At 63.9% G+C, this 12,352-nt stretch carries 8 protein-coding genes; 3 read left to right on the forward strand and 5 right to left on the reverse strand.

The window, feature by feature from the left end:
* Positions 1-36: 36 nt before the first annotated feature.
* The 3 genes from V6M87_RS17385 to V6M87_RS17395 form a co-directional block, all read right to left on the reverse strand.
* Entirely contained in the window at positions 37-1,434 is a 1,398-nt protein-coding gene (locus V6M87_RS17385; RefSeq protein ID WP_332877910.1) for a glycoside hydrolase family 88/105 protein, read from the reverse strand.
* Between the two features lie 96 nt (positions 1,435-1,530).
* Positions 1,531-3,918, reverse strand: coding sequence for a pectinesterase family protein (locus tag V6M87_RS17390; protein ID WP_332877911.1), 2,388 nt, complete (start codon positions 3,916-3,918; stop codon positions 1,531-1,533).
* A gap of 17 nt (positions 3,919-3,935) precedes the next feature.
* On the reverse strand, positions 3,936-4,718 hold the full coding sequence (locus V6M87_RS17395) for a rhamnogalacturonan acetylesterase (RefSeq protein WP_332877912.1): 783 nt from the start codon (positions 4,716-4,718) through the stop codon (positions 3,936-3,938).
* A 260-nt stretch (positions 4,719-4,978) separates the two neighbouring features.
* Here V6M87_RS17395 and V6M87_RS17400 point away from each other — a divergent pair, with 260 nt between their 5' ends.
* The 3 genes from V6M87_RS17400 (at position 4,979) to V6M87_RS17410 (ending at position 9,896) form a co-directional block, all read left to right on the forward strand.
* The gene (locus V6M87_RS17400) at positions 4,979-7,153 is read left to right on the forward strand and encodes a TonB-dependent receptor plug domain-containing protein (protein ID WP_332877913.1); all 2,175 of its coding nucleotides are present in this window, start codon (positions 4,979-4,981) and stop codon (positions 7,151-7,153) included.
* A 228-nt stretch (positions 7,154-7,381) separates the two neighbouring features.
* Positions 7,382-7,909 carry a methanogen output domain 1-containing protein gene (locus tag V6M87_RS17405; protein WP_332877914.1) on the forward strand — a complete coding sequence of 176 codons (528 nt, stop codon included), beginning with the start codon at positions 7,382-7,384 and terminating at the stop codon, positions 7,907-7,909.
* Positions 7,869-9,896 (forward strand): PAS domain-containing hybrid sensor histidine kinase/response regulator, encoded by a 2,028-nt coding sequence (locus V6M87_RS17410; protein WP_332877915.1) that lies wholly within the window; start codon positions 7,869-7,871, stop codon positions 9,894-9,896. The genes V6M87_RS17405 and V6M87_RS17410 overlap by 41 nt, the downstream gene beginning before the upstream one ends.
* A 128-nt stretch (positions 9,897-10,024) precedes the next feature.
* On the opposite strand, the gene V6M87_RS17415 is transcribed toward V6M87_RS17410, so the two are convergent.
* Together V6M87_RS17415 and V6M87_RS17420 are read right to left on the reverse strand one after the other, a co-directional pair.
* The gene (locus V6M87_RS17415) at positions 10,025-11,245 is read right to left on the reverse strand and encodes an acyl-CoA dehydrogenase family protein (RefSeq protein ID WP_332877916.1); all 1,221 of its coding nucleotides are present in this window, start codon (positions 11,243-11,245) and stop codon (positions 10,025-10,027) included.
* A gap of 18 nt (positions 11,246-11,263) precedes the next feature.
* Positions 11,264-12,325, reverse strand: a complete 1,062-nt coding sequence (locus V6M87_RS17420; protein WP_332877917.1) for a phosphotransferase — start codon at positions 12,323-12,325, stop codon at positions 11,264-11,266.
* Positions 12,326-12,352: the final 27 nt, after the last annotated feature.

A 12,352-nucleotide genomic window follows, 5' to 3' on the forward strand; every position in this document is an offset into this window, starting at 1 on the left:
CAAAAAGGGCCGCGTGCGAACGCGGCCCTTTTTGCATCAGTGCTCGCTGGCCGGCGCCGCATCCTTCGGGCGGTAGTGGTAGGTGCGCAGCCGGTATTCGACGACGATGGCCGGATTGCTGATCAGGCGGATCATCTCGGCACCCGCCAACAGCGTCGGGCCGTAGCCGTGCAAGGCGTTCACGCTGGTCGGACGGTTGTAGTAGTACACCTGGTCGCCGGCGAAGGTGGTGCCGACGCAGGTGCCTTCGACCTGGCCCTGGGCGTTGATGCGGGTCGACAGGGCGTTCCAGCCGGCCTGCGCGATCGAGCCGTAGGTGGTCGGGCTGACCCAGCCCTGGTTGATGGCGTGTGCGATCACATAGACGAAGGTGGCGCTGGCCGAGGTCTCCAGGTAAGAGTCATTCCGGTCGATCATCTGGTGCCACAGGCCGGACCCTGACTGCAGTTCGGCGATGCCGTGCAGCGATTTGCGCAGTTGCGCCAGCACCTTCGGATAGCCGGGATGCGATGTCGGCAGCACGTCGAGCAGGTCGGACATGGCCAGCACCGCCCAGCCGTTGGCGCGCGCCCAGTAAAACCGGGGCGCATCCGGATGGTTGGCGTTCCAGCCGTGGGTGTACAGGTTCAGCTGCGGATTGAACATGTGCTGCGACATGCGCAGCACGTTGTTGACGGCGTCGTCGAAGTATTTTTTCTGCCCGCTCAGGTGGCCCATTTCGGCCAGTGCCGGCACCCCCATGTACAGGTCGTCCGCCCACAACGACCAGGCCTGCGGCCGATTGCGCGCCAGCGCGCCATCCTTCAGGCGCACCTGCTTGTTGGCGACCCAGTCGGCGCAGATGGCGATCTGGCGCGACAGGTCGGGGCCGACGGCGGCGAAGCGGGCGCGCACCATTGCCGCGCACATCGAGCCGGCGTCGTCGAGCGAGCGCGGTTCGAGCAGGCGCGCAAAACTGTTGGCGCGCTCGAGTTTGAACTGTTGTTCCTGGGCGCGGAAGTAGGGCAGGGCGTCGCTGAAAAACTGCAGATGGCGCTCGGTCATTGCGCTAAAGCGGGCGTCGCCCGTGACCGCACGCGCGCGCAGCAGGCCTGCGTGCACCACGCCCATTTCGTAGACCGTGATGCCGAAGTCGCCCTTGCTCGGCTCGACGATGGCGTCGGCCACGGGCGTGGCCAGGTCGGTGATCTGCGCGCCGCTGCTCTTGCTGATGATGCGGGTGGGCGTGGCGGCATCGAGGTAATTGCGGATGCGTTCGAGCGAGGCGGTGATTTCCGCCACCACCGGCATCTTGTAGGGTACCGGATAGCTGCCTTCGCTCACGTCATTGGGGTTCTTGTTGTCGGGATTGCGATACGGGCCGTCGGCCTGTGCCGGGCTGGTGAAGCTGGCCAGCAGCGCTGCGGCGGCGAGGAAAGTCCTGGAAGGTGTCATGCTGTCTCCGGCGTGTTTTTATGATCAGCTGATTTTAAAGTGGTCTGACCGGATTGGCAATCCGGACCAACCAATAAGAAGGCGCGTGCGGGCAGTTTATTGACCCATCGGTGCCACAGGGCGCCAGCCGCGGCCGCCATTAAAACCCTGGAACACCTGCCAGCGCGCCATCGGCTGCGCCTGGCCTGGCAGTTGGCCGCCGACGCGCCCGACCAGGTTGAGTGGCTTGCCGGCCAGGTCCATGCTGCCGTATTCGTGCCAGCCGGCGACAGCGCTGGCGTGCGGCCCGGCCGGATTGGGTGCCGGTTGGCCCTGCACGCCGGCGCCGGCCCAGCCGGCGGCGGCCACGTGATCGCCGATCCGGCAGTTGATGAAACTGACGTTGTCCCAGGTGCTGGCGGTGCCGGGACTGCGCGCCAGGTAGGTGCTGCCGGCCGGGACGTCGTTGCCGGCCGGGCCGGGGGCGTGGGTGAGCCAGCTGTCGAGGAACACGAAGCCGGGATCGTCCGCCGCCACCGTGCGCGCCTGCACCAGGTAGCCGCCGCTGGCCGGGTTGGCGCTGTCGCCGAGCGAGCGGATCTCGCTCTGCTCGAACAGGGCGGCGCGGTTGTAACCCCAGATGAAGTCGACATTCCCGGCGATGAGGGTGCGGTAGAACCACGCATAGCCCTTGACCTGGATGGTGTCCTGCTCGCTCAGGAAGGTGGCGTGATGGGCGACCAGGCGGCCGTTTTCGCTGTTGAAGTAGAGCGCCTCGGCTTGCGAGCCGCCGGCGGTGTCCGCGCGCAGGCTGCTGTTATGCAGGGTCAGATTGGTGAGCGTGACCAGGTCGGCGTCCTCGATCAGCAGCAGCGCACGCCCGCCGCTGGCCGAGGGCGAGGTCGCCGCCTGCGCCGTACCCGAGCCAGGGTTGGCCAGGTCGTTGTTGGCGGCGTGGATCAGGACGCCGTCGCGACTGGCGCCGCGCAGCGTCACGCGGTCCTTGCCGCGCAGGTAGAGCAGTTCCTCGTAGCGCCCGTTGGCCACGTTGATGGTCACCGGCGTGGCGCGCGCCAGATAGCGCATGGCGTGGTTGAATGCGCCCTGCACGGTGCGAAAGTCGGCCGGGCCGTCGTCGTCGACGCTGAGCGTGCGACCGGTCGGCGCCGCGGCGCGGGTGCGAAAGCGCCAGCCGGCTGCCCGGCCAAGGCCGCGGAACGGCTGGCCGCCGAGGCGGGCGCCGCTGACCACGCCGGCGTCGATGGCCACCACGTACTCGGTGCCGTAGTTCAGGCGCGCGTTGTGGGGGCGGATGGTGAGCGTGGCGCCGTCGATACGCACCTGCGGGTAGCGCACCACGCGCTTGAACGCCTGGCCTGGATAGCCGATGGTGTCGACTTCGTCGCTGGTGCGGATGACATCGACCAGGGCGCCGTCGGCGGCCCGGTAAATCCGCACCGAGCCGCTGCTGCCGAGCGTCGGGACATTGTCGAACGTGATGTGCAGGCGCGTGTCGACCGGCACCGACTTTGCACCCGCGGCCGGCGCGAGGCGACCGTCCGTTGCAGGCGCGCGCGCCGGCGCGGCGAACGGGGCATCGACCGTGAGCGCCAGCGCCGCGGACAGGTTGATGTCGTCGCGGCCGGTGAGCGTGATGATGGCGGCGCCCTGCTTGCGCGCGCGCACGATCAGCGCGTCGCCGTCGACGGCCACGCTGGCGACAGCGGGGTCGCTCGAGCGGGCGTAAAAGGGCACGGCGGTGACGCCGTCGCCAGCGAGGGCGCTGACCGCTTGGCGCCGCGGCGCCTCGCCGGCCTGCAGGCCGATGCGGCTCGTCATGCGCGCCAGCGCGATGCGTCCAGGGAGCTGCAGCGCGGCGCCAAGGCGCACGTCGTCGACGTCGAAGTTGCCGCCGTCGGCCAGCACGCCGGCCTGGCCGCCCGGCACGAACGCAGCCGGTGCAGTGGTCAGCCGTTCGCCATTCAGATAGACCGACAGCAGCTCGGCGCCCACTTCCAGTCGCAGCGTATTGAAGCCGTCGCCGGCCTCGCTGTCGCGCCCCACCTGTTTGCGTTTGACCAGCTTGCCGTTTTCCATGGCGACCAGTTCGAGCAGAAGCCGCTTGCCGCCGCGGCCGCCGGTAATGCTAGCGCTGACGCCGATCCAGTTGTTGGCGTTGACGTAGCGGGCCAGCAGGTAGAGCCGGCCCGCCCCCGGGCCGGACGGCCGCAGGCGCGCTTCGATGAAGTAGCCGGCGCTGGTCAGTGGCGCCGTTTGGTCCGGCGCGATCAGCAGCGCCTGGCCGTCGACGGCGTGCAGGACGTGCTGATCGGCGCCGGCCGCGCGCTGCAGCGCCGCCGCGCCGCGCTCCGGCTGCCAGCGCGCGGCGCCGCGTTCGAAATCATCGCACCAGCTGGCGCCAGCGGGACAGTGTCGGGGTTGGGCTGCCTGTGCGGGCATCGGCAAGGCGGCCCAAAGGAGGGCGGCGAAGGCAGTCTGCTTCATGCGTGGTCTTTCTGCGCTTATTTGAGCGACGGCGCCAGCGCCGGATTGCCTCGGGCCAGTTCGCGCGCGACCATGGCGGCGAACAGGCTGGCGCCCTTCGGGCCCAGGTGGGTACGGTCGAAGGTGGTTTTGGGCGTGCCTTGCGGCTCGCCGAGCGCGCCGTTGACGGTTGGCGTGGCTGCTACTGCGGCTTGCGGTGGTGGCGCCATCGCCAGCGTGTCGGCCTCCTGCTGGCCCATCTGCTGGACGCTCGCCGCGCTCAGCGCATGCAGGTCGAGCAGCGACACCTTGAGCGCGCGCGCGACCGTACGGGTGGCGTCGGCCCAGGGTGCCAGGTCGTCCTTCAGGTAGGGGCCGCGAAAGCTGCGGCGCGTCAGCGGGGTGACCAGCACGGGCACGCCGCCCAGTTGTTGCACTTCGCTGGCGTAGCGCGCCATATTCGACGGGAACTGGGTCACCAGGTCGGTCGAGCGGCCCGCTTTGCCCGGCTGGTCGTTGTGGCCGAACTGCACCAGCACGTAGCTGGCGCGGTAGGCCGCGCTGTCCTTGAGCAGTGCCTGCACTTCGTCCCAGCGGCCTTCGGCGCGAAAGCTGCCCGAACTGCGTCCGCCCCGTGCGAGGTTGATGCAGGTGGTCTCCGACGTGAACAGAGCGCACAGCGCGTCGCCGTAGCCCGAGCGCGTCGCCATGGTCGAGTCGCCCACCAGGATGACGCGGATCGGCAAGGCCGGTTCGGCGCCGGTTGCGTGAGCGCCGAGCAGGCTTAAGGCGATGAACAGGCAAGTGAGGCAGTGATTCATGGGCAATCCAGGTGATCGTGCAACAGGCAGGAAATTGATTCTATATTGGCCTGGCCAGATAGGCAATTGGACAGACCAGTTTTCTGGTGGGGCGACGAAAGGAATGCAAGGTGCGACACACCCCGTGCTTGTGTTGGCGCGGGATCGTTCAGTCGTCCCTGGACGTCGTTTGTCCCCGTTTTCCAACCGTTCGTCACAGGGATTTACGACCACATGGTTGGCATGGGATGATGCGTCACCTTTCATCCTGACAACTGTGTATGCAAACCTCCTTGCGCTTCCTGCTGCTCTCTCCTTTGCTGTGCCTGCTGCTGACCAATTACGCCGCCGCCCAGCAAGCTGTCGCCGCCGCGCCCGTCGTCGATGGGCCGGTTCACAAGGTGGAGGTAAAAGCATCAGCGTACGATGCGCGCCGCGAGGACACGGCGACGAAAATCGTGGTCACGCAGGAGGAGATCCTGAAAAACGGCGACACGACCATCGGCGACGTACTCAAGCGTTTGCCCGGCATTACCATCGGCGGCGTGCAGGGGCGCGGCGGCGCAATCAGCATGCGTGGCCTGGGCAGCGGCTACACACAAATTCTGCTGAACGGCGAGCCGAGCCCGCCCGGGTTTTCGCTCGACACGCTGGCGCCCGACATGATCGAACGCATCGAGATCATGCGCGCCGCGACGGCCGAGTACAGCACGCAGGCCATTGCCGGCACCATCAACATCGTCCTGAAGCGGGCGATCGTCACCGCGCAGCGCGAACTCAAGGTCGGCCTGCAGTCGGATAACCGTCAGCCGGGCGCGAATACCAATTTCCAGGTGTCCGACAAGGTCGGCATCTACTCGTACGCCGTCGGCGGCGGCGTCACCTACGGGCGCCAGCACTGGCCCAGCAGCGACAGCACGACCATCCTTGACCCGAACGGCGTGGAAACCACGCGGCGCGAGACGGCCAACGACAGTCGCGGCAATTTCAAGGCCTTGAACCTGGCGCCGCGCGTGAACATCAACCTGGGACCGAACGATGTGCTGACGTCGCAAAGTTTCGTCAGTGCGTCCCAATGGCGCGGCGTCAACACGGGCGACACAGATACGCGGTTCGGCACGCTGCCCCAGTTCTCCAGCTCGAGTCAGGACGTGGGCCAGACCAACGAAGCGCTGCGCACGGATCTGTCGTGGACGCACAAGATGGCGGGCGGCGCCAAGCTCGACGCGAAAGCCGGCATCAACTACGCGCACCGGGAGACGACGATCGATTATCACAATTTTTATCCTGGCGCCGTCCTGGCGCTGACCCGCAACATTGATTCCTACGCCAGCGACCGGGGCGTGACGGCCAGCGGAAAATACACGCTGCCGCTGGTTGCAAGCCATGCGCTGACCACCGGCTGGGATGGTGCGTGGAGCAACCACGGCGAGTCGCGCATCCAGCGCGACAGTTCGAGCGTCGGCTTCCCCATCGCCAACCTGGACCAGGATTTCGACGCGACCGTCGCGCGCATTGCCGTGTTCGGCCAGGACGAGTGGAGTATCACGAAACAGTGGTCGGTCTACCTGGGCTTGCGCTGGGAGGCCATCCGCACGCGCAGTGCGGGGGCCGATTACAGTGCCGTGGAAAACACGTCCAGCGTCTGGAGCCCCTTGTTCCAGACGCTCTACAAATTGCCGTCGAAAAGTGACCAGCTGCGCCTGGGCCTGACGCGTACCTACAAGGCGCCAGTGATCAACCAGCTCATTCCGCGCCGCTTCAACGCCATCAACAACACGGCCACCACGCCGGATCAGCAGGGTAACCCGAACCTGAAGCCCGAACTGGCTTGGGGCCTGGACCTGGCGTTCGAACACACGATCGAAGGCGGCGGCTTGCTCAGTGCCAGCACCTATCTGCGCCGCATCGACGACAACCAGCGCAACAACACGGCGCTGATCGATGGTACGTGGCTGTCGATGCCCGTCAACACTGGCACGGCGCAAGCCCACGGCATCGAACTGGAGGCCAAGTTCCCACTGCGTCATTTCTACAAGACGGCGCCGGCCATCGACGTGCGCGCCAACCTGACACGCAACTGGTCCTCGCTGGACGCGGTGCCAGGTCCGAACAACCGGCTGGTGAGCCAGACGCCGGTCAGTGCGAATGTTGGTGTCGACTACAAGGCCGGCAAGCTGCCGCTGACGATGGGTGCTACCTACACGTTTACCAACGGCGGGCCGGTACGCTTCAGCGCTCAGCAATTCGATTACTCGACACCCAAGCGTGTGCTGGACATGTACGCGCTGGTCAAATTCAGCGCGAAAAACCAGTTGCGTGTTTCGCTTGCCAACCTGCTGCACCAGGAAAACGGCAGCGCGACCACGTATGTCGATGCCCATGGCGCGCTGTCCGATGCCGTGCATACGCCGACGGTGACGGTGTTCAGGGCGATGCTGGAGATGAAGCTGTAACAGGCCGGAAGGACGATGGCAGCGCGCGACGCGCTGCTACAAGTAGCGCGCCCCCAATTCGCTCGGACGCAGCCCATGCGCTATTGCTTCGGCTCGAAATAACGCACCGTTCTGTGTGATAATCAACTGCCCATCGCGTCGGCGCAACAAATCCTGGTTGACTTTCCTGCTCTTGAAGACGATGGTCATAACGGGACCTATGAACCGTTAAATAGGGAAGGCCACACCATGCAAACGAAAACCGTACCAATCCACCTGCTGCCTGTACAACTCGATCGCGATTTATTTCTCAGGACGCTCATACGTGAGCTTGCCGGGACGTTAGAGGATGTCGTGGGGCTGGAAGAAGCGTCAGGATTTGTCAGTACGGTTGGTCAGCGCATTGGCGACCAGATCAACCTCAGTTACCGTTCGGCCCTCGGCGTTGAACAGCTCTCGAAGCAGCAAGTGGCGGAAGTGTTGGTGGATCTGAAACGAAGGATCCAGGGTGATTTCTTTATTCTGGAGCAAACCGATGAAAAGATCGTATTCGGCAATCGCGTCTGCCCGTTCGCCGAAAAAGTGATCGGGCGGCCGTCGATGTGCATGATGACATCGAATGTCTTCGGTACCATCGCAGCAGAAAATACGGGTTATGCCAAAGTCGCGCTGGAACAGACCATCGCTGAAGGCGCACCGGAATGCCGCGTCGTCGTGTATCTGAAGCCGCAAGCGGATGCGCACCCAGCGCACGGGCGGGAATATTTTTCCGGCTGAGTCTGCTTCGATGCAGGCGCGTTCGCAATTCGATGCTTGGGCTAACCTCTTGCCAGAAGCGATGCTGTTGGTCGACATGGACGGGTTCATTCAGGCGGCCAATTCCGCTGCTATCCGGCAGTTTGGCGCGCTGAATATTGCACTGGGACAGACCGCCCTGGCAGCGCTTTGCATGGAGCCGCCGCAACAGCTGGACGTCTATCTGCGCAATTGCCGTCGAGTTACAGCACTCATGCCCGCAACGCTGACCTTTCGCTTGCCTGGCGGTGCAGCGCTTCCCGTGCGTGCGCAAGGCGCGCGATTCGCTTTGGCTGGACAGGCGACATCGTGCTGCGTGCTATTGCGGCTCATTCCCAAGCACGCGGCTGAAAGTCGTTTTTTGGCCATGAACCGGCAGATCGAGAAACTTGCGCATGAAATCGATCTGCGGCGGCGCGCTGAACTCGAATTGATACAGCAGCGCGAGTGGTTCAGGGTCACGCTCGCGGGTATCGGCGATGGCGTGATCGTCACCGATGTCCATGGCGTCATCAGCTTCCTGAACCCCGTTGCCGAATCTCAGACCGGCTGGAACCGCGCAGATGCACTTGGTCAGCCCATTGAAAACGTATTCCGTATTGTCAATGAGGTAACGCGCACTAAGGTTGAGAGTCCGGTGCGAAGAGTCCTTGCGGAGGGGTGCATTGTCGGGCTGGCGAACCATACCATCCTGATTCGGAAAGACAACTCTGAACTGCATATCGACGATTCGGGCGCACCGATTCGCGACGCAGAGGGAACACTCATCGGCGTCGTGCTTGTGTTTCACGATATCACCGAACGTTGGCGACTTGAGCAACAAGTCAGAGCCCGGAAGGTTGAACTGGAAGAGGAGCACCGCCGCAAGGACGAATTCCTGGCCATGCTCGGTCACGAGCTCCGAAATCCGATGTCGGCCATTAAAACCGCCCTCGAATTGCAGCGCATACCAAACGCAAGCGACGCGATGCTGCAACGTGCTGGCGGTGTACTGACGCGGCAGGTCGAGCACCTGACGCGGTTGGTGGACGAGCTGCTGGATATGTCCCGCATCGCCAGCGGGAAAATCAATTTACATCGTGAAGTGCTCGATATTTCTCTGGTCATCCACAGGGCACTGGAATTGGTTGAGCCAATGCTGCGGGAAAAGCGCCACGCCCTTTTCACCGACCTGGCAGCGGCGAACCTGCAGGTCAACGGCGATCTGCACCGACTGATACAGGTGATCGGCAATCTATTAAACAATGCGGCGAAATACACGCCGCCTGGCGGCACGATTCATCTGGCCAGCAGGAGGATCGACGACGCTGTCGAAATTTGCGTCCGGGACAATGGCATGGGAATCCCGCTGACCTTGTTACCCCGTGTTTTCGACATCTTCACGCAGTCCGAGCGCACACTGGCTCGCTCGGAAGGAGGGTTGGGTGTCGGTCTCACGGTCGTCCACCGACTGGTCGAACAGCACAGTGGCACGGTTGCCGTCCATAGCGACGGGCCTGGCACAGGCAGCGAATTCCGTATTCGTCTTCCGGTGGTACATGCAGTTTCTGCGCAACCGTCAACGCCGCATTCGCCTCCCGCCATCTCTGCTCGCCGAAAAATTTTGGTGGTTGACGACAACCAGGATGCCGCAACCATGGTGGCCGAGTTGCTGCGCGTGTTCGGCAACGAGGTATCGGTCGCTTTTGATGGGCAAGAAGCGATATCGTTTATCGATCAGGAGCTGCCAAGCATCGTTCTGCTGGATATTGGTTTGCCGGGCATGGACGGGTACACGGTCGCACGCACCCTGCGCGCCAATGTCTCTCTGGGAAACTTCACCCTGATTGCCCTGACGGGATATGGACAACCAGAAGATATCCGCAAGTCCCACGAAGCGGGATTTGATCATCACCTCACCAAGCCCCTCGACATCGGCAAGCTGCTCGGTATTCTTGCTGATATCCCGGACACGCAAGTGCCGGGTTGACGGGCTGCCCGCGCCGCTGCTGTCCCAGTCGCACGAGAGGCCTCGGGAGACAGCCCTGACCCCGGTTTATACAGGCATCGGCATCATGTTGTTCAAGTGCCTGCCCGACGGCACTGCGCGGCGCGCTGCTACAAATAACGCGCCAGTTCGATCTTTGCAATCGCATTCCGGTGCACCTCGTCCGGCCCGTCGGCCAGCCGCAAGGTGCGGTTGCCCGCCCACTGGTTCGCCAGCGGGAAATCGTCCGACACGCCGGCCGCGCCGTAGGCCTGGATTGCCCAATCCAGCACCTGCTGCGTGACATTCGGCGCCAGCACCTTGATCATCGCGATCTCGGCTTTTGCATGCTTGTTGCCGACCGTATCCATCAGCGCCGCCGTTTTCAGCGTCAGCAGCCGTGCCGTGTCGATCCGGATGCGCGACTCGGCAATGCGTTCGCGCCACACCCCTTGTTCGGAAATCTTGCGCCCGAACGCGACCCGGCTGTTCAGGCGCCGGCACATCAGTTCCAGCGCGCGCTCGGCCACGCCGATGGCGCGCATGCAGTGGTGAATGCGGCCCGGTCCCAGCCGGCCCTGGGCGATTTCGAAGCCGCGGCCTTCGCCCAGCAATAAATTCGCTGCCGGCACTCGCACGTTCTCGAACAGAATTTCGCAATGGCCGTGCGGCGCGTCGTCATAACCGAACACGGGCAAGGGTCGCTTGATGGTGATGCCCGGCGTGTCCGCCGGCACCACGATCATCGACTGCTGCTGGTGGCGCGCCGCCTCCGGGTCGGTCTTGCCCATGACGATGAAAATTTTGCAGCGCGGGTCGCCGGCGCCGGAGATCCACCACTTGTGGCCGTTGATGACGTAATCGTCGCCGTCACGCTCGATCCGGGTGGCGATATTGGTCGCATCCGACGACGCCACATCCGGCTCGGTCATCGCAAACGCCGAGCGGATTTCGCCGCGCAGCAAGGGTTCCAGCCAGGCCTGTTTGATGTCTCCGCTGGCGTAGCGCTCCAGCGTTTCCATGTTGCCGGTATCGGGCGCGGAACAATTGAATACTTCCGGCGCCCACCACACCTTGCCCATGATTTCACACAGCGGAGCATAGTCCAGGTTGGACAAGCCCTCGGGCGCGCGCGTGGACTGGGGCAGGAACAAATTCCACAGGCCCTGCGCCTGCGCCAGCGGTTTCAGGCGCTCGACCAGTTCGGTCGGAATCCAGCGGTTGCCGCGTTCCACACCATTCCGGTTGACCTCGGCCTGGAAGGCGGTTTCGTTCGGATAAACGTGTTCATCCATGAAGGCGAGCAGGCGCGCCTGCAGTTCGGTGCAGCGCTCGGAATAATCGAAATTCATCTGGCGTCCTTGGGTTAATTAGGTGCGCGTTGCGAAGTGCCATGCCAGCTCGGCCATGGGGCGGGCGGCCTTGCCGTTTTCCAGGGCTTGCGCACTGGCGGCGGTGCCGTCAACATAACGTTTCATGATGCCCTGCATGATGCCCGCCAGCCGGAACATGTTGTAGGCGAGATAAAAATTGAAATCTTCCGGCCGGATGGTTTTACCGGTGCGGGCGCAGTAGGCGGCCACGTATTCTTCCTGCGACGGAATGCCCAGCGCTTTCAGGTCGAGGCCGGCAATGCCGCGGAACTTGCCCGGGACGATGTTCCAGCTCATGCAGTGATACGAGAAATCGGCCAGCGGGTGGCCCAGCGTCGACAATTCCCAGTCGAGCACGGCCAGGATGCGCGGCTCGGTGGGGTGAAAGATCATATTGTCGAGCCGGAAGTCGCCGTGCACGATGGACGTGTCGTCGCCGGGCGGAATATGCTGCGGCAGCCAGGCGATCAGCTGGTCCATCTCGGGAATCGATTCGGTGGCGGAGGCCTGGTACTGGCGCGTCCAGCGTTCGATCTGGCGCGCAAAATAATTGCCGGGCTTGCCGAAGTCGGCCAGGCCGATGGCCGCGTAATCGATGGTGTGCAATTGCCCAATGACGCGATTCTGTTCGGCGTAGATGGCGGCGCGTTGTTCCGGCGTCATGCCGGGCAGCGACTGGTCCCACAGCACCCGGCCTTCGATGCATTCCATGACGAAAAACGCGCGCCCGATGACGGCTTCGTCGGTGCATAGGGCGTACTGGCGCGGCACCGGAAAGCCGGCCGCGTGCAAGGCGGCCATAACGCGGTATTCGCGCTCGATGGCGTGGGCCGATGGCAGCAATTTGGCGGCCGGCCCCGGCTTGGTGCGCAGCACATAGCGCTGGTTCGCGACGGTCAGGCGGAAGGTGGGATTTGACTGGCCGCCCTTGAATTGTTCCACGGTGGGCACGCCGCCGGGATAGCCGGGCACGTGTTGTTCCAGGTAAGCGGCGAGTGCGGTAACGTCGAACTTTTGCCGATCCGATACGGGCTTGGTCCCGATCATCTCTTCAAACATCTTGTCTCCTGGTTGTTCCTGGATTCC

The sequence above is a fragment of the Massilia sp. S19_KUP03_FR1 genome, assembly GCF_036688685.1.
Classification (GTDB): Bacteria; Pseudomonadota; Gammaproteobacteria; order Burkholderiales; family Burkholderiaceae_D; genus JALYUM01.